Source organism: Ancylobacter mangrovi (assembly GCF_024752335.1).
Classification (GTDB): domain Bacteria; phylum Pseudomonadota; class Alphaproteobacteria; order Rhizobiales; family Xanthobacteraceae; genus Ancylobacter; species Ancylobacter mangrovi.
In genome coordinates this window covers 145,143-162,764 of record NZ_JANTHY010000011.1, presented here as the reverse complement: position 1 = coordinate 162,764, position 17,622 = coordinate 145,143, and the positions used below count along the sequence as shown (strand labels likewise).

16 protein-coding genes are annotated in these 17,622 nt (G+C 69.9%); 10 read left to right on the top strand and 6 right to left on the bottom strand.

The window, feature by feature from the left end; genetic code table 11:
* Positions 1-228 precede the first annotated feature (228 nt).
* The 3 genes from NVS83_RS22120 to NVS83_RS22110 all read right to left on the bottom strand — a co-directional run bounded on the left by NVS83_RS22120 (position 229) and on the right by NVS83_RS22110 (position 4,279).
* On the bottom strand, positions 229-1,557 hold the full coding sequence (locus NVS83_RS22120; RefSeq protein ID WP_258741339.1) for a PQQ-dependent sugar dehydrogenase: 1,329 nt from the start codon (positions 1,555-1,557) through the stop codon (positions 229-231).
* A 121-nt stretch (positions 1,558-1,678) separates the two neighbouring features.
* Positions 1,679-2,509 carry an aldo/keto reductase gene (locus tag NVS83_RS22115; protein ID WP_258741335.1) on the bottom strand — a complete coding sequence of 277 codons (831 nt, stop codon included), beginning with the start codon at positions 2,507-2,509 and terminating at the stop codon, positions 1,679-1,681.
* A gap of 138 nt (positions 2,510-2,647) precedes the next feature.
* Positions 2,648-4,279, bottom strand: a complete 1,632-nt coding sequence (locus NVS83_RS22110) for a bifunctional AfsR/SARP family transcriptional regulator/alpha/beta hydrolase (RefSeq protein WP_258741333.1) — start codon at positions 4,277-4,279, stop codon at positions 2,648-2,650.
* A gap of 326 nt (positions 4,280-4,605) precedes the next feature.
* Here NVS83_RS22110 and NVS83_RS22105 point away from each other — a divergent pair, with 326 nt between their 5' ends.
* From NVS83_RS22105 to NVS83_RS22080, 6 genes are all read left to right on the top strand, one after another.
* A complete protein-coding gene (locus tag NVS83_RS22105; RefSeq protein ID WP_258741326.1) occupies positions 4,606-5,823 on the top strand; it encodes a cytochrome P450 in 1,218 nt (405 codons plus the stop codon).
* 105 nt (positions 5,824-5,928) lie between these two features.
* Positions 5,929-6,144: a YjiS-like domain-containing protein gene (locus tag NVS83_RS22100; RefSeq protein ID WP_258741325.1), complete on the top strand. Its 216-nt coding sequence runs from the start codon at positions 5,929-5,931 to the stop codon at positions 6,142-6,144.
* Positions 6,145-6,322: 178 nt separating this feature from the next.
* On the top strand, positions 6,323-6,853 hold the full coding sequence (locus tag NVS83_RS22095; RefSeq protein ID WP_258741324.1) for a tetratricopeptide repeat protein: 531 nt from the start codon (positions 6,323-6,325) through the stop codon (positions 6,851-6,853).
* 43 nt (positions 6,854-6,896) lie between these two features.
* Positions 6,897-7,505, top strand: coding sequence for an RNA polymerase sigma factor (locus NVS83_RS22090; RefSeq protein WP_374115102.1), 609 nt, complete (start codon positions 6,897-6,899; stop codon positions 7,503-7,505).
* Positions 7,502-8,299, top strand: coding sequence for a zf-HC2 domain-containing protein (locus NVS83_RS22085; protein ID WP_258741322.1), 798 nt, complete (start codon positions 7,502-7,504; stop codon positions 8,297-8,299). The genes NVS83_RS22090 and NVS83_RS22085 overlap by 4 nt, the downstream gene beginning before the upstream one ends.
* A gap of 99 nt (positions 8,300-8,398) precedes the next feature.
* Entirely contained in the window at positions 8,399-8,968 is a 570-nt protein-coding gene (locus NVS83_RS22080) for a cytochrome b (RefSeq protein ID WP_258741321.1), read from the top strand.
* A gap of 43 nt (positions 8,969-9,011) precedes the next feature.
* Here NVS83_RS22080 and NVS83_RS22075 read toward each other — a convergent pair whose 3' ends face one another.
* Genes NVS83_RS22075 through NVS83_RS22065 form a run of 3 tightly spaced genes read right to left on the bottom strand, consistent with a single transcriptional unit; the run spans position 9,012 to position 12,220 of the window.
* Positions 9,012-10,556 carry a DHA2 family efflux MFS transporter permease subunit gene (locus NVS83_RS22075; protein WP_258741415.1) on the bottom strand — a complete coding sequence of 515 codons (1,545 nt, stop codon included), beginning with the start codon at positions 10,554-10,556 and terminating at the stop codon, positions 9,012-9,014.
* Positions 10,557-10,570: 14 nt separating this feature from the next.
* A complete protein-coding gene (locus NVS83_RS22070) occupies positions 10,571-11,080 on the bottom strand; it encodes an isoprenylcysteine carboxyl methyltransferase family protein (RefSeq protein ID WP_258741319.1) in 510 nt (169 codons plus the stop codon).
* Between the two features lie 12 nt (positions 11,081-11,092).
* Complete coding sequence (locus NVS83_RS22065; RefSeq protein WP_258741317.1) at positions 11,093-12,220, bottom strand: type III polyketide synthase; 1,128 nt, start codon at positions 12,218-12,220, stop codon at positions 11,093-11,095.
* A gap of 877 nt (positions 12,221-13,097) precedes the next feature.
* Between NVS83_RS22065 and NVS83_RS22060 the strand changes: the two genes are divergently transcribed.
* The 4 genes from NVS83_RS22060 to NVS83_RS22045 all read left to right on the top strand — a co-directional run bounded on the left by NVS83_RS22060 (position 13,098) and on the right by NVS83_RS22045 (position 17,491).
* Positions 13,098-14,162, top strand: a complete 1,065-nt coding sequence (locus NVS83_RS22060) for a Bug family tripartite tricarboxylate transporter substrate binding protein (RefSeq protein ID WP_258741316.1) — start codon at positions 13,098-13,100, stop codon at positions 14,160-14,162.
* An 84-nt stretch (positions 14,163-14,246) separates the two neighbouring features.
* On the top strand, positions 14,247-15,314 hold the full coding sequence (locus NVS83_RS22055) for a Bug family tripartite tricarboxylate transporter substrate binding protein (RefSeq protein ID WP_258741315.1): 1,068 nt from the start codon (positions 14,247-14,249) through the stop codon (positions 15,312-15,314).
* 96 nt (positions 15,315-15,410) lie between these two features.
* Entirely contained in the window at positions 15,411-16,919 is a 1,509-nt protein-coding gene (locus NVS83_RS22050; RefSeq protein ID WP_258741314.1) for a tripartite tricarboxylate transporter permease, read from the top strand.
* Entirely contained in the window at positions 16,916-17,491 is a 576-nt protein-coding gene (locus NVS83_RS22045) for a tripartite tricarboxylate transporter TctB family protein (RefSeq protein WP_258734410.1), read from the top strand. The genes NVS83_RS22050 and NVS83_RS22045 overlap by 4 nt, the downstream gene beginning before the upstream one ends.
* The last annotated feature ends 131 nt before the right edge of the window (positions 17,492-17,622 follow it).

Genomic DNA, 17,622 nt, shown 5'->3' with positions numbered 1-17,622 from the left:
GACTATCCGGGATTATTTATAGATCTGTCAACAACATTCCCGTGCGCCCTTCCGGCGGGAAGGACGGGCTTGCTCCGGTCAAGTATTCGGGCGTCGGGGACGGATTTCAGGGTCGCATGCGATGTAATCGCGCAGGACGACGACGGCCGCGTGGCCATCGCGCGAAGACATTTTTCAGTAAGATGCCGGGCGCGCGGCTGGGGTGCGCAGGCGCCTGCGCGGCCGGGCTCAGGGAGCGGCCGCGCGGACCCGCCAGACGCAGTCGCCGACATCGTCGACCACCAGCAGGCCGCCGCGCCGGTCGATGATGACGCCGACCGGCCGGCCCAGCGCCTTGCCGTCGACCCGGAAGCCGCCGAGCATCTCCTCCGGCGGGCCGGACGGTTTGCCCTCGGTGAAGGGGATGAAGATCACGCGGTAGCCGGCCGGCGGGTTGCGGTTCCACGAGCCGTGCTGGCCGATGAAGGCGCCGCCGCGGAAGCGCTCGCCGAAGCGCCCGTCGCTGGCGAAGGTCAGGCCGAGCGAGGCAGTGTGCGAGCCGAGCGCGTAGTCCGGCTTGAGCGAGCGGGCGACGAGGTCGGGGCGTTGCGGCTTCATCCGCTCGTCGACGATCTGGCCGAAATAGCAGTAGGGCCAGCCATAGAAGGCGCCGTCCTTCACCGAGGTCATGTAGTCCGGCACGAGGTCGTCGCCGATCTCGTCGCGCTCATTCACGCTGGTCCACAGCTCGCCGGTGACGGGGTTCCAGTCCATGCCGACCGGGTTGCGCAGGCCGCCGGCGAAGACGCGGTGGGTGCCGGTCGCCGGATCGATCTCGAGGATGGCGGCGCGGTCGACCTCCTCCTCCATGCCGAACTCGGCGACGTTGGAATTGGAGCCGACGCCGACATAGAGGCGCGAGCCGTCCGCATTCGCCACCAGGCTCTTGGTCCAGTGGTGGTTGCGCCCGGCCGGCAGGTCGCAGACCTTCTCCGCCGGCGCGGTGATGCGGGTGGCGCCGTCCTCATAGGGGAAGCGCACCAGCGTGTCGGCATTGGCGACATAGAGCCGGTCGCCGACCAGCGCCATGCCGAAGGGCGAATAGAGCCCTTCGAGGAAGGCGAAGCGCTGCTCCGCCACGCCGTCGCCGTCGGCGTCGCGCAGCAGGGTGATGCGGTTGGCGCTCGGTCGTCCCGCGCCGGCGCGCACCATGACGAGGTCCTCGACCACGGCGCGCAGCCCGCCCATGCCCGCCGGGCGGGGCGGCGACGTGCTCTCCGCCACGAGGATGTCGCCGTTCGGCAGCTCGTAGACCCAGCGCGGATGGTCGAGGCCGGTGGCGAAGGCCTCGACTTTGAAGCCCGGCGCCGGGACCGGCTTGCCGCCCGGCGGCCAGCCGACCGCGGGGGCGATCTTCATGATCGGGATCCGCGTCGGTCGCGGCGTCGGCAGGCTGGGGCTCGCGCCGTAGCCCGCCTCCTCGCCAAGTCCGGGATGGCGGCGCAGATCGGCCAGCGCGTGCGCCGCCGAGGTGATGCACCAGCTCAGAAAACCGCCGAGGCTGCGACTGCCGGCCATGATCGTCCCGTCTCGTGAGGAGGAGGCTGCGCGTTCGAAGGTAGTCCGGGAGAGGAGAGGGCGCCACTGCGACGGCGGCGTGCAGCCGGGGAAGGCGTCCGCTCCCATCCGCCCGGGCGCCTCAGCCGAAGGTCGCCGGATCCGGGCCGCCGCGCCCGTCGGTCCGGTCCAGCGCAGCGATGGCCGCCATGTCGTCGGCGTCGAGGGCGAAGTCGAAGATCGCCATGTTCTCGTCGAGCCGCGCGGCGCGGACGGATTTCGGGATCACCACCAGCCCGTTCTCGACGTGCCAGCGCAGCACGACCTGCGCGGTGCTGCGCCCGTGCTTGCGCGCGACCGCCTCCAGCACCGGATCGTCGAGAAGCCTGCCGCGCCCGAGCGGGCTCCAGGATTGCGTGACGATGCCATGCGCGGCGTGGAAGGCGCGCAGTTGGTGCTGCTGGAAGTGCGGGTGCAGCTCGATCTGGTTGACCGCCGGCACGACGCCGGTCGCCTCGATGACCCGCTCGAGGTGCTCGGCGGTGAAGTTCGAGACGCCGATGCTGCGGGCGCGCCCCTCGCGGGCGATCTCCACCAGCGTCTTCCAGGTCTCGACATAGAGCCCTCTGGCCGGCACCGGCCAGTGGATGAGGTAGAGGTCGACCGTATCGAGGCCGAGGCCGGCGAGGCTGGCCTCGAAGGCTCGCAGTGTCGCATCGCGGCCGTGGCTGTCGTTCCACAGCTTGGTCGTCACCTTGATCTCGGCGCGCGGCAGGCCGGAGCGCCGGATGCCCTCGCCGACGCCGGCCTCGTTGCCATAGGCGGCGGCGGTGTCGATGGCGCGGTAGCCGGCCCCGACCGCCGCTTCGATGATGGCGGGCACGGCGTCATTGGCGATCTGCCATGTCCCGAGCCCGATCTGCGGAAGGCTGCTGCCGTCATTGAGAGGGATGGCGGGAACGTTGGAGGACATCGGCTCTGCCTTCGGATGTGAGGAGTTCGGGTATGAGGAGTCGTCCCCAGCCTGCCCCAAGGCACGCACCGCCCGCCATCCCCCTGATGGCGGAGGCGGGTCACGAAGCCGCGCGCGGGAGCTCCGGCGCGGCTCGTCTCAGATGCGCATCTTCAGCATGAAGCGGCGCACCGCGTCGACGCAGGTCAGCCACGCCGGCTCGTTGTCGACCAGTATGTGGTTGCGGCTTTCCAGCGGCACGAAATGCGCGTCCGGGATGCCGGAGGCGAGCGCCCGGCCGACCTCCAGCGGGACCCGCTGGTCGTAGCGGGAATGGAGCACGATGGTCGGCGTACGCACCTTGGCCAGCCGGTCGCGCACGTCGATGTCGCCGAACGCGTCCTGGAAGCGGGCGGCGTTGTGGGCGGAGGTGGTGCGGCGCTGGAATTCGTCGAACCAGGCGAGCTCGTCGGGGCCCGCATCGGGCATGAAGGTCTGCGAGAAGATGTGGCGGTAGGCGGGATTGTCGGTGCCCCAGCCGACCTTGGTCAGGTCGCGCACCGCCTCGCGCCGCGCCTGCTCCTCGGGGGAGGAGAGGTGGCGCCAGCCGGCCGCGTAGCCACCGATCAGGATCAGGCCGGAGACGCGCTCGGGGTGGCGGACCGCATATTCGATCGAGACCGCCGCGCCCTGCGAGATGCCGAGCAGCGGGAAGCGCTCCAGCCCGAGCTTGTCGACCACGGCCTCGAGGTCCTCGACGAAGGCGTCGAAGGTGAGATCGTCGACATCCCAGTTCGACAGGCCGCAGCCGCGCTCGTCATAGCGCACGAAGGTCCGCAGCCGCGCGATCTCGGCGAAGCCGCGGCCCCAGATCGGGCTCGACCAGTCGAATTCGAGGTGGTTGAGCCAGTTCGCGGCCTTCAGCAGCGGCGGGCCGGAGCCCGTGATGGCGTAGGCGATCTTGGTCCCGTCGCCGACCTCGCAGAAGCCGATGCGCTGGGAGCGAAGGGCGCGCTCGATGAGCTGCGGCACGGAGGGGCGGGGCACCGGCGAGCGGGGAATCGGCAGTTGCAAGAGCCCCGTGCCCGGTCCGGCGATGAGGGCGGGCGGGGGCGGCCTCTCGCGGGCCTCCGCCATCTCGCGGCGATGGGGCACCGGCGGGCCCGGCCGGCGGGCCTCGTTGCCCTCGGGGTCGACCTCGCGCCACAGCCGGGCCCATTTCTGCGCCGGGATCGGGTCCATGTCGGGATGGGTGGCGAGCCGGTAGAGGACCCTGCAGCGCGCGGCACGCATGTCCTCGCGCTCGGCGGTCAGCCAGGAATCGAACGCCCCATCATCCGCGCCGGCGCCGTCGAGCCCGTCGAGGAAAACCTGCTCCAGCCGTTCGGCCAGGGTCTCAAGCGCGCTCATGGGGATGTCGGCGCCGGGATCGCGCAGCGCACCACGCACGCCGCGCATGTCGATGGCGAGCCCTTCGGCGTCGAAGCTGACGCGCTCGCGGTCGGCGATGATGCGCGGGCGTCCCGGGCTGTCGACCACCTTGCGCAGCTTGGTGAGCGACCAGCGCAGCGCCGCCCGGGGATCGTCGGGAAGATCCCAGAACAATTCGCTCAGCCGCTCGCGCCGGTGCGGGCGGCCGGTCGCGACCAGAAAGGCCAGCAGCGCGCGGGCCTTGCGCGAGGCGGGAAGCGTGACCTCTGCCCCCAGCCGGACCACGCGCAATTCGCCGAGCAGCGAAATCTCGAGGTCCGGGGCCGCGTCGGGACCTTCAAATGCAGCTTCGTGGCGCATGCGACAGCCTTTACGTGAGGTGGGCCGGCCTTGCGGTGGCCCGATAAGGGCGTGCAGCGATACATCACAATGTGCCGCAGCGGAATCGTTGCGTTCCGGACATCATCTCAAGTGAAGTGCGACGTCGAACGCCCCGTTCCGTTGGACGGACAAACGCATTCTACGCCGAAAAACAACGTTTCGGCCGCTAAAAACCATCGCCGTTACAACGCTCGCCACAACGCTGGCGCGCGACATGCTCGCCCCGCCATTCGTGACATCACCACCACCTCGCGCAACGCCGCCATACGGGCGACGTCGGCGGCGAGCATTGGACGAGCAAACACATGCTTCGAATCAACAATCTGGTCGGGAAGAGCGCACCTGTGCGCGTCGACCCGAGAGCGCTTATCGACGATCCGCATGCCGGCCTCGCGGCGCTTCGCAGGGAGCATCCGCTGGTTCAGCTGGCGGAGGGCCAGTATCTCGTGCTGCGCGCGGACGACGTCATCCCGCTGCTCTCCGACCCGCGCACGCGGCAGGTCGAGGGAACGGAGTACGTCGCCCTGAACCAGATCCCGGACGGGATCACGGCGCGCTTCCTGAAGGACTTCTTCATCTTCTCCGACTCGGAGCAGCACCGCGCCAAGCGCGGCCTGTTCGCCCGCAGCTTCGCCTACAAGGCGATGCTCGGCCTGCGCCCGGACGTGCGCGCGGTCGCCGAGCGCATCGTCGCCGAGCTGCCGCGCGGGGAGATGTTCGATTTCGTCGAGCGCATGGCCGCGCGGGTGCCGGCGGAGATGATCGCGGCGATACTGGGCCTGCCGAAGGAGGACAGCGCGTTCTTCGCCCGGCGCGTCTACACCATCGCCCGCGCCATCGGGCCGATCTACCCCTACGAGCACCATCGGGCGATCGAGAACGCGACCGGCGAGCTGTTCTGCTACGTCGCCGAGCAGATCCGCCTGCGCCTCGACAGGCCGCGCGACGACCTGCTGTCGCATCTCGCCGCGAGCTGGCGGCGCGACCCGGTGATGCCGCTGGAGAGCCTCATCTTCCAGGTGATCGGCGTCATCATCGGCGGCAGCGACACCACCCGGGCGGCCTTCGCCATGCTGGTGGCGCTGCTGGTGCAGCATCGCGACTGGGAGGCGGTGAGGGCGGACAACAGCCTGATTCCCGGTGCGGTCGCCGAGGCGATGCGCTTCGACCCCTCGGTGGGCTCGGTACTGCGCGTGGCGACGGCGCCGATCGAGATCGGCAACGTCACTGTGTTCCCGGGGACCGCGCTGAGGCTCAGCACCATGTCGGCGCTGCGCGATCCCGGCCTCTATGCCGAGCCGGAGCGCTTCGACATCCGCCGCGCCGACCATCCGCGCCTGCATCCGGTGTTCGGCCTCGGCCCGCACCGCTGCATCGGCGAGACGCTGGCGCGGATCGAGATGGAGGAATGCCTCGCCGCGCTCGCCGCCAATGTGCGCGAGGTCGAGATCCGCAAGCTGCCGCGGCTGAGCGGCTTCGGCGGCATCCGCGAGATCACGCCGATGCCGGTGCGTCTGCACTGACGCCGCCGCGCCGGCGGCGGGTGCGTGCGTCCGCGCGTGCGCCGGCGGCGCGGCTTTTCACAACAGGCCTGAATGACCTGTCCCGTCCTCGGAAAGGAGGAATGAATGATGCCTTATCAAGTTGTTGTTGGATCCGGTCCGACGACCGGCCTGAACTCGATATCGTTCCCCGCCGTGCCTTGGCGCCGGCTCTGGCCGCGCTGGGCGTCTGCCGCCCATCGCCGCCGGCGCCGCGACTACCGGCTCATGCTGTCGCTGCCGGACTACCTGCTCGACGACATGGGTCTGACGCGCGGCGACATCCTCGACGCCATGCGCTGAGGCGGCCGGTCGATCCGGCCTCGCGGCGGGCGGTCGATGCGCCCGCCGCATGCACCCTCGCCGACGGGGCATCCGGGCCCGTCGGCGGTGACCGCCGGAAAAATCGCATCCGCCGGTGAATAAGGTCGCCGCTGGGGTGTTCGCGTCAGGCAACGTCGCCACTCCCCGGAGACCAGACATGACCACGACCAAGCTTCGCGCCGCCGCCCTGATCGTCGGCGGCAGCCTCGCCATCGCCGCCCTGCCGGTGCCCGCCCACGCCCTCGGCGAGGACACCACCCCGACCTGCCCCAAGGGCCAGATCTACGACCAGAAGGCGCAGAAATGCGTCCAGCAGCAGGGCGCCAACATCCCCGACGACAACCGTGCCGACTATGCCTATTCGCTCGCCAAGGCCGGGCGCTACGAGGAGGCGCTCGCCGTGCTCGACACGGTGAAGGACCCGAACACGGCCAAGGTGCTCAACTATCGCGGCTATGCCACCCGCAAGCTCGGGCGCACCGACGAGGGCATCACCTATTATCTCCAGTCGGTGAAGCTCGACCCGAACTACGCCAAGGTGCGCGAATATCTGGGCGAGGCCTACGTCATCAAGGGACGGTTCGATCTTGCCCGCGAGCAGCTCCAGACGATCGAGAAGATCTGCGGCACCGGCTGCGAGGAATATCGCGACCTGAGCGAGGCGCTGGCCGATCCGTCCGGCATCTGAGCCGCACGGAAAGGGCGAACCGGCAAACACGGCGGGCCTTGCCATGGCAGCATTCGCGCAGGTCCCCTCGCCGGTCTATGCTGGCGACGCAGGGCGGGCCGCACAGCGACCGGCCGTCCGCTTGTCGGTACGTCCGACGGAGGCGAGCATCGCGAGTGAAGCGGAGATAAGGCAGGGTCTGTCGCGGCACCTGTCCCGGCTCTGGCGCTACGGCCTCGTGCTGTCGCGCCAGCGCGACGTCGCCGACGATCTCGTGCAGCAGACCTGCCTGCGCGCGCTGGAGCGCGCCGGCCAGTTCCAGCCCGGCACCCGGCTCGACCACTGGCTGCTCGCCATCCTGCATTCGATCTGGCTCAACGAGTTGCGCTCGCGCAAGGTCCGCCTCGGCCAGGGCGTCCTCGATTCCGGGGACGTGCTGTCGGTCGACGGCGCGAGCCAGGCCGAGACGCGCGTGCTCGCGAGCCAGGTGCTGGAGCAGGTCGACGCGCTGCCCGAGGCGCAGCGCAGCGCGGTGTTCCTTGCCTATGTCGAGGGACTTTCGTACCGCGAGGTGGCCGACGTGCTGGACATCCCGATCGGCACGGTGATGAGCCGCCTCGCGGCCGCCCGCGCCCGCATCGCGACCCGGCTTTCGGAGGTGGAGGCACGATGAGCATCGACCCCGACAAGATCACCGACGAGGAGATCACCGCCTTTCTCGACGGCGAGCTCCCGCCCGAGGAGGCGGCGCGCCTCGAGGCGCTGGCCGCGCAGGACCCGCGCGTCGCCGAGCGGATCGAGTTCCTCGCCCGGGCGAGCCTGCCCTTCGGCGACGCGTTTGCGCCGCTGCTCGACGCCGCGCCGCGGGACCGGCTCGCCGCGGCGCTGGCGGCGACGCCCTCGCCGGCGCCCGCCCGCAACGGATGGCTCACCCGCCGAAGCCTCGTCGGCGCCATGGCGGCCTCCCTGCTCGCCGGCATCGTCGCCGACCGCGCCCTGGAGCGCCTCACCGCGCCGGCTGCGCAGGAGGAGGACGAGGCGAGCGAATGGCGCAAGGCGGTGGCGGGCTACATGTCGCTCTACACGCGCGAGACGCTGTCAGGGCCGACGCCCTCGCCGCAGAGCCAGCGCGCCGACTTCGCCTTCATCGAGCAGCGGCTCGGCCTGTCGCTGTCGCCGGAAGCGGTGGCGCTGCCCTCGGCCGAATATCGGCGCGCGCAGATCCTGAGCTATGACGGCCGGCCGCTGGTGCAGATCGCCTATCTCGATCCCGAGACCGGGCCGATGGCGCTGTGCATCACCGCCCACCCCGAGGGCGGCCGGCAGCCGATGGAGAGCGAACGGCGCCGCGGGATGAACGTCGTCTACTGGTCGAGCGCCGACCATGCCTTCATGCTGATCGGCCATGCCGGCCCGGAGCGGATGAAGGACCTCGCGACGGGCCTTGCCGAGCGGCTCGCCGCCTGACGGCGCGTGCAGCGGCGGGGCGCGGGAAAAGTTCTCGAAACGGGCGAATATCCTTGGGCGCCAAGGTGTTGGCGGGCATCCACTCGAAGGAGGCTCCCGATGTCCTTTCCCGCCACAGCACCCACCCGCTCCGTTCCCGCCGACCGGCACGACGGGCTCACCATCGCCCTGCACTGGGCGACGGCGGTGCTCGTACTCGCGCAGTTCGCAAGCGCCCATGTCTGGGAACTTCTCCCGCGCGGCACGCCGCTGCGCCACGCGCTGATCTCGACCCATGCCGCGCTCGGCATCGTCTTCGCGCTCGTCGTGCTCACCCGCATCGTCTGGCGGCTCGCCCGTCCCCATGCCCTGCCGCCGGCGGGAGGCCCTCTGGAGCGGCTCGCGGCCGGCACGGTGCATCTGGCGCTCTACGCGCTGCTGCTCGCCCAGGCCGTGCTCGGCTTCCTGTTCGGCTGGTCCGCGGGCGGCGGCCTGCGCTTCTTCGACCTTTTCTCGGTGCCGCCGCTGATCGTGCTGGGGCGGGAGAACAGCCATCTTCTCGCCGAGATGCACAATGCCGTGGCGTGGACGCTGATCGGCGTCGCCGAGCTGCATGCCGCCGCGGCGCTGCTGCACCATCACCTCCTGCGCGACGACGTGCTGCGGCGCATGGTCTACCGTTCCGAATGAGGGGCGCAGCTTCAGGCGAAGCCGTCCCGGGATCCGCCCCGCGCTAATGGGTGGGGCCGGGCCCGGGGCGGCCATCCGCGGCCCGCGCCAGCAGGGCGAGGATGCAGCCGGCGAACATGGCGGCGGCCAGCAGGACCCAGGCCTCGTTGATCGACTGGACCAGTGCCGCCTTCTCGATCAGCGGCCGGACGAAGGCCTCGATCGCCGGGTCGATCGGTGTCGTGACCGGGCCGCTCAGCGCGTCCGCCGGCAGCCCGACGAGTTCGGCGGCGGAGGTGTCGCCGGCGAGCAGCCTCTGCTTCAGCGCCTCGGCAAGGATCGGCGCGCGGCCGAACATCACGGTGTCGACCAGCGCGATGCCGATGGCGCCGCCGAGATTGCGCATCAGGTTAAACAGGCCGCTGGCGTCGGGCACCGCCTCGGGCGCCAGCCGGCCGAGCGCGAGCCGGGTCGGCGGCAGCAGGCACAGCATGATCGCGCCGCCGCGCACCACCTGCGGCCAGAACATGCCGTCGAAATCGGTCTCGCGGGTCGAGAACGCGCTCATGGCGAGGCCGGCGCCGAACATGACGAAGCCGGCGAGGGTAAGCAGGCGCGCGCTGCCGCGCCGCTCCAGCGCCACCGCTATGGGTGAGGTGACGAGCTGGGTGACGCCGGTGACCAGCATCACCACGCCGATGGCGAGCGGCCCGTGGCCGCGCACGAAGGCGAGGAACACCGGCATCAGGTAGACCGAGCCGTAGAGCCCCATGCCGAGAATGAAGCTGAGCGCGCAGCCGATGGCGAAGCCGCGGTCGCGGAAGGTGCGCAGCTCGACCAGCGGCGCCGCGCCCGCCAGCATGCGCCGCACGAACAGCGCGCCGGCGACGAGGCTGGCGGCGAGCAGCGCCAGCACCGGCAGCGCCAGCCAGCCGCGCTGCGGCGCCTCCTTCAGCCCGATCTCGAGGCTGGCGAGGCAGAGCGCGAGCAAGGCGAGGCCGGCCGTGTCGAGGCTGCGTAGCAGGGGCGCGTCGAGGTCCTGCCGCGCCAGCGCCACGAGGCCGACCGCGCAGGCGAGGATACCGGGCACGATGTTGACGAGGAACAGCCAGTGCCAGGAGGTGGTCTGCGTGATCCAGCCGCCGACCACCGGCCCGACGGTCGGCGCCAGCACCGCGAGCATGCCCGCGAGCGTGGTAGCGAAGCCCTGCAGGCGGAACGGGAACAGCAGGAACACCGCCGAGAACACCAGCGGGATCAGCATGCCGCCGGAAAAGCCCTGCACCACCCGCGCCGCCACCAGCGTGGCGAAGCTGGTGCTCGCCGCGCAGCCGAGCGAGGCGAGCGTGAAGACGCCGGTGGCGCCCACGAACAGCCGCCGCATGCCGAGCGCGCGGGTGAGCAGGCCCGTCAGCGGGATCGCGATCACCTCGGCGATGAGATAGGCGGTCTGGACCCAGCTCATCAGCTCGGCCGGAATGCCGAGCGCGGCGCGGATCGCCGGCAGCGAGGTCGCCACGACCTGGATATCCAGCACCGCCATGAACATGCCGAGGCACATGGCGGCGAAGCCGATCCAGGTGCGCGGCGCCACCACCCCGCCGGGCATGGCGGCGTCCGCGCTCACGCCCGCATCTCCAGCCGCGCCGCGCCGATGCCGAGCGCGGCGTTCTCGGTGCGGATGCGCACCCACAGGATGAGCGCGTTCGCCGCCGAGAACAGCACGGCATAGCCGGTGAGCCCGAAGATCAGCGGCAGCATGGCGATCTCGGCGGCGACGACGACATAGTTGGGATGAGCGAGGAAGCGGTAGGGCCCGCGCCGGAGCAGCGGCGCCTGCGGCAGGACGATGATGCGCGTGGTCCAGCGCCGGCCGAGCGAGGCGATGACCCATACGCGCATCACCTGCAGCAACCCGTAGACCACGAGCAGGATGACGCTGACCGGTCGCCCCGGAGCGAGCCACCACAGGCCGGCGAGCCACAGTGCGTGCAGCGCGACCATGAAGGGGTAGTGCCCGCGCCCCACCTCATGCCCGCCCCGGGCGAGCAGGCGCGCGGTGTTGCGGTTCGACAGCACGAGCTCGCCGAGCCGCTGCAGCGTGACGAAGCCGAGGATGAGGATCGCGTCCATTGCCGTCGCCCCTCATGCCGCCTGAGCGAGCGAGACGCAGGAGGCGGTGAAGCCCGGCCCCATCGTCACCAGCGCGGCGCGCTCCGGCAGGCCCTGCGCGATCACCCGGTCGAGGATGAACAGCACCGTCGGCGCCGACATGTTGCCGAAATCCGCCAGCACGCCGCGCTCGTGGTCGAGCGCGCCCTGGCCGAGGCCGAAGGCGCGCTCGATCGCCGCCACGACCTTCGTCCCGCCGGGGTGGCAGACGAAGCGGCCGACATCCTCCGGCGCGAGGCCGATGCGCTCCAATATGCCCGTCACGGCGGGCTTGAGATGGGTCGCGGCGAAGGAAGGCACGTCCGGGCGCAGGATGACGCCGAAGCCGACCGGGTCGATGCTCCAGCCCATGATGTCGAGCGTGTCGGGCCACAGATGCTCGCCCGCGCCCTCGATCGCGGCGAGGCCATGCCCGTCGGTGCGCAGCACGCAGGCCGCCGCGCCGTCGCCGAACAGCGCGGTCGAGATCAGATGCGCCTTGTCCTGGCGGTCGAGGCGGAAGGCGAGGGTGCTGAGTTCGACCGTGACCATCAGCACGGTCGAGCCCGGGCGCGCCTGCGCGAGGCGCGAGGCGATGGCGAGGCCGGTGACGCCGCCGGCGCAGCCGAGCCCGAACACCGGCACCCGCTCGACATCGGCGCGGAAACCCATGCGCGCATGCACCACCGCGTCGAGGCTCGGGGTGGCGATGCCGCTGGTCGAGACATAGACCACGGTATCGACCTCGGCGGCGCTGCAGCCGGCGCCCTTCAGCGCCTTGTTCGCCACCTCGACGAACAGGTCGCCGCCGGCCGTCATGTAGACAGCGGTGCGCTCGGGCCAGCCGCGCGGTTCGAGATACCAGTCGAGCGGGCAGGCGGCGTAGCGCTGGCGGATGCCGGTGCTGGCGAAGATGCCGGCCATGGTGCTGGAGCTGCTGAAGACCTCGGTGAAGAAGCGGTGCATCGCGCCGGCGACGTCGGACTGCTTCAGCACGTGCTCGGGCACGGCGGTCGCGAGCGAGAGCAGGCGCGCGGGCGGCGCGTCGCGGGAAGGGACGGGCGCCGCGCCGGCGGCAGGAATGGGCCGGGCCGTGGGCTCGCGATCGGATATCAGGCGCATGTGGTGTCACTCGTGCAGGTGCCCCTCAACCCGAGGCAAACACCGCCCGGCCCGCCGCTATTCGCCCGGCGGGCCGGCACGGCTCATCACGAGCGCGTGACAGGGCGTCCCGCCACGCGTTCCAACGGCGGCGTCGCTCAGAGCACCCGGCGGAAGGCGCGCTTCAGCCCGGCGACGCCGCCGCGATCATATCACCGGCCATGGGCGATGATGATGCGCTCGGGCGCGCAGACGATCATCCGCTCGATCGGGCGGGGCCCGCGCGAAAATTGGCGTCGGGTCGCCGGGCGGGCCGTGCGGTGGGTCGTTCGCGACGAGCGATCGGACGAGGTGCCATGATAGTGGTAAGCGGCCGCGGTTCGCGTCTTCTGGGATGCCTAATTATTCGACGCTCACCTCCGCTGAAGGCGCGTTTCGCGGAGATATTGGCCGCGCAACTCGCATCTCCCGCTCGCCATGATGAAAAACGAGGCGCCCCTGTAAATCGGGGTCGTCCGCGCGGCGGGCGCCGGATGTCGTCTTGCTAAGCGCGTTACCGATCGCGGCGGGGCCATATATAATCAAAAACGAATAAGCCAGAATTATTATGAATTTGTGCCTCTAGCTGGCGTCGCAATAATGCCCTCTTACGGCCTCGCGCGGTGTGCGAATTGGTAAGAGGAGACCTGCTGGCTATCGCTCCGGAATGCGGGCTGCGCGCCGCCACTGCTTGCGTCGTCCTTGCCCGCTCCTGAAGTATAGCCGATCGAATTCTCCTTCATTGCATCGCTCAGGTTGGCATTTATCAAAAATTGCCGGGTGTTTTTCGACGCGTCGACCCGTAAGTCGGTTGGAAAACGAAACGGTCCTTCCAGGAACTATTGAGTGGGAGATCAAATTGAGCGCGTTGTTTTCCTTCCGTGACGCCGCAGGCGTCGGGCGCCGCGGCGCCCGCACGCTGCCGCTGGTGCTGCCCGTCGTCCTCGCCGCCGCCTTTGCCGGCCCGGCCCAGGCGGCCGATGGCTGCGATTTCTACAAGGGCAAGACGGTCGAGCTCATCGTGCCGTTCTCGGCCGGCGGCGGCTTCGACGCCTATGGGCGCCTGGTCGCGAAATATATGGGCGACGAGCTCGGCGCGGCCAATATGATCGTGCGCAACCAGCCCGGCGCGGGCGGCCTGCTCGCCACAAACCAGACCTGGACCGCCAAGCCCGACGGGCTGAAGATTCAGCTCATGTCGGTGAGCGGCATGATCACCTCCGAGCTAGGCGGCGCCGACGGCGTCGGCTTCAAGAGCGGCCAGTTCTCCTGGATCGGCCGCGTTTCCGGCGAGCCCGACGTGATCGCCACCGCGGCCGAGGGCCAGATCAAGTCGATCGACGACGTCAAGAAGGTCGCGGCCGAGCGCAAGATCCGGATCGGCTCCTCGGGCGTCGGCGACATCGACTATATCGAGGCCGGCCTGCTGGCGAAGATACTCGACGTTGATACCGACCTGATCACGGGCTTCAGCGGCTCGTCGGAGGTCTATGCCTCGCTCGGCCGCAACGAGCTCGACTTCTTCTCCTCCTCGCTCAGCGCCGCCGAGGCGGCCGAGAAGGCCGCGACCGCGCGCATCCTGTGGTCGTTCGACACCGAGGCGGTCCCCGGCCGGCCGGGGATCAAGCCGCTCTCCGAGGTCGTCGACGCCAAGTTCCTGCCGCTGATCAAGGCGCAGGCCGCGGTGGTCGCCGCCGGACGCGCTCTGGCCGCTCCGCCCAAGGTGCCGGAAGATCGCCTGAAGTGCCTGCGCGATGCATTCGACCGCACGATGGCGAGCGAGAAGCTTCTGGACGAATCCAAGAAGATCAACCGTCCCGTCGCTCCGCTCGACGGCCAGAAGATGACCACCCTGGTGCGCAGCGTGACCGACGACGCGCCCAAGGACTATCTTGAGCTGCTTCACAAGGCCTACGCCCAGTAGCCCTGCTGTTCGACACGTGGCCGCTCCGGCCGGCGGGATGCGTGTTCCGCCGGCCGGCAGGATGAGGTTGCCGGGAGCCGAGACATGGCCGGAACGTTTTTCAAGCAAGCCGAAAATGGCCGGGCGTTCGCCCCGGCGAAGGGTCTGAGCACGCTGTCGCTGGTGGCGGCGCTCGCTCTTGTGCCACTCACCGCCGCCCGCGCGGCGGACGAGTGCGCCTTCTTCAAGGACAAGACCGTCGAGCTGGTGGTTCCGTTCTCCGCCGGCGGCGGGTTCGACGCCTATGGCCGAATGGTCGCGAAATATATGGGCGACGAGCTCGGCGCGGCGAACATGATCGTGCGCAACCAGCCCGGCGCCGGCGGCCTGCTCGCCACCAACCAGACCTGGGCCGCCAAGCCCGACGGGCTGCGGATCCAGCTCATCGCGGCGAGCGGCATGATCGCCGCCGAGTTCGGCGGGGCGGCCGGCGTCGCCTTCAAGACCAACGGCTTCTCGTGGATCGGCCGGGTCTCCGGCGAGCCGGACGTGATCGCGACCGGACCGGACAGCCCGATCAAGAGCCTCGCCGATATCGCCAAGATCGGCGGCGAGCGCACGGTGCGCATCGGCTCGACCGGCCTCGGCTCGCCGCAATACATCACCGCCCGGCTGCTCGCGACCGTCATCGAGACCAAGTCGCAGGTCATCACCGGCTTCAGCGGCGCGCCGGAGGTGTTCGCCTCGCTCGGCCGCGGCGATCTCGACCTCTTCGCCTCCTCGCTGAGCGCTGCGGAGGCGGCGGAGAAGGCGCAGACCGCGCGCACGCTCTGGGTCTTCGGCACCGAGCGCGAGCCGAGCCGGCCCGAACTGGCACCGCTGTCGGAAGTGGTGGACGCCAAGTTCCTGCCGCTCATCACGGTGCAGGCGTCGGTGACGGCCGCCGGCCGTGCGCTCGCCGCGCCGCCCGGCATCGCCCCGGAGCGCCTGCAATGCCTGCGCGACGCGTTCGACCGCACCGTGGCGAGCACCGCCTTCCTCGACGAATCCCGTCAGCTCAACCGCCCGGTCGAGCCCCTCTCGGGCAAGCGCGTGGCCGAGCTGATCAAGACCGCGACCGAGGGCGCGCCGAAGGAGTATCTCGACCTGCTCCACGAGTCGTTCACGCAATAACGGGCACGCAATAACGGGACGCAAGATCCCGGAACCGCGCCTCCCCATGCCGGCCGTCCGGCGCGGGAGGCCCTTCCAGAGACGATAGGACGAATTATGCTCGACGCAGTGCTGTCCGGCCTGCTCCAGGTTCTCAGCCCGGACTCAATGATGCTGATGATGATCGGCATCTTCATCGGATTCGTCGTCGGCGTCCTGCCGGGCATCGGCGGCCCGGTGGCCATGGCGCTCATGCTTCCCTTCACCTTCGGCATGCCGCCGATCCACGTCTTCGCCTTCCTGCTCGGCATGAAGGTGGTGACGTCGACGACGGGCGACATCACGGCGGTGTTGTTCGGCATTCCGGGCGAGGCGACGTCGGCGGCGACGGTGCTCGACGGCCATCCGATGGCGCGCAAGGGGCAGGCCGGCCGCGCCCTCGGCGCGGTGCTGATGAGCTCGCTGGTGGGCGCCATCATCGGCGCGCTGGCGCTCGGGCTGTCGATCCCGGTCATCCGTCCGATCGTGCTGGCCTTCGGGCCGCCGGAATTCTTCATGCTGACGGTGGTCGGCCTGATCTTCATCGCCTCGCTCTCGCGCGGTCAGATGCTGCGCGGGCTGATCATGGGCTGCCTCGGCCTGCTGATCGCGCTGGTCGGCATCGACCCGCAGGCGGGCGTGCCACGCTACGCCTTCGGCCAGCTCGAGCTGTGGGACGGCATCGGCATCGTGCCGGTGGTGATCGGCCTGTTCGGCGGCCCGGAGATCCTCCAGCTCATGCTCAGCAAGGAGAGCATCGCGGGCAAGTCGGCGAGCCGGAAGATCGTCGGCGTCGGTCAGGGCATCCTCGACACGTTCCGCTACTGGAAGACGGTTGCCGTCGCCGGCCTGATCGGCGCCGGCATCGGCGTGATCCCGGGCGTCGGTGGCTCGGTGGCGCAGTTCATCGCCTATGGCCACGCCAAGCAGACCTCCAAGCATCCCGAGGAGTTCGGCAAGGGCAGCATCGACGGCCTGCTGGCCGCCGGCGGCAACAACAACGCCAAGGACGGCGGCGCGCTTATCCCGATGATCGCCATCGGCCTGCCCGGCAGCGTCAGCACGGCGATCCTGCTGAACGCGTTCCTGATCTCCGGCCTCAATCCCGGCCCGGAGATGCTGACCACCCATCTCGACGTGACCTTCTCGATGGTGTGGATCACGATCATCGCCAACATCATCGTGGTCATCCTGGCCCTGCCGCTGCTGAAGCCGCTCGCGCGCCTGACCTTCACCGAAGGCCCGATCCTGGTGCCGTTCCTGCTGATCCTCGTGGTGCTCGGGGCCTATGCGGAGAACAACCGCATGTTCGACATCTGGGTGATGGCGACCTCGGCCTTCGTCGGCGTCGTCTGCCTGCGGTGGAACTGGCCGCGCGCGCCGCTGCTGCTCGGCGCGGTGCTGGGCGATCTGTGCGAGCGCTACCTGTTCCTGTCGAGCTCGCTCTATGGCTGGACGTGGATCCAGCGACCCCTGGTGATCGTGCTGGCGATCGCCGCCGTGGCCATCCTGTTCAAGACCGGCTGGGACGTGCGCAAGCATGCGCGCGACCGGCAGGCGGCCAGCCTCAAGGAGGTGCGTTCATGAGCGCGAAGAGCGTGGCGGGCAGCCCCCGCACGGTCGCCTATGGCGACTGGATCATCACCTTCGGCCTGATCGCGATCATGGCCGGCGCCTACACGCTGAGCCTCAAATGGCCGGCCAATGCCGCCTTCTTCCCGCGCCTGCTGAGTGCGGTGGGGCTGATCCTGTGCCTGCTGAACCTCGGCGCGCTGATCTGGCAGACGCTCTCGCCGGCCCCCGCCGCCGTCCCGGCCCGCGCCGGGGGCGGGCATGGCAGCGACGATGTCCAGCTGGTCGAGGGCGACGAGGACCAGGGCAACGAGGACGAGTTCCACAAGATCTTCACCCGCGCCGACAAGCGCATGTGGGGATCGGTGGTGAGCTGGATCGTGTTCTTCTTCGTCGGCCTCTACACGGTTGGCCTGCTCGTCACGCTGCCGGTGTTCACGGTGCTGTACCTGCGCATCGTGGCGAAGGCGTCGTGGCTGGTCTGCCTGCTCTACGTGCTGGGAACGGCGGGGCTGATCTACCTGCTGTTCGACCTGCTCCTGCACCTGCCGCTTCCCGAGGGCGTGTTCCCGATCCTCGGCAGTTGATGCCGCTCCCGCCTGGCCGTGCCCCGCGCGGGCGCGGCGGCCGAACGGCCGGTCCGGCCGCTCCGGCCGGCATTGCCCAGTGTGCGCGGTTTGACGCTCTTGGCGCGCGTGCGCCGTGCTACGTTGGGCCC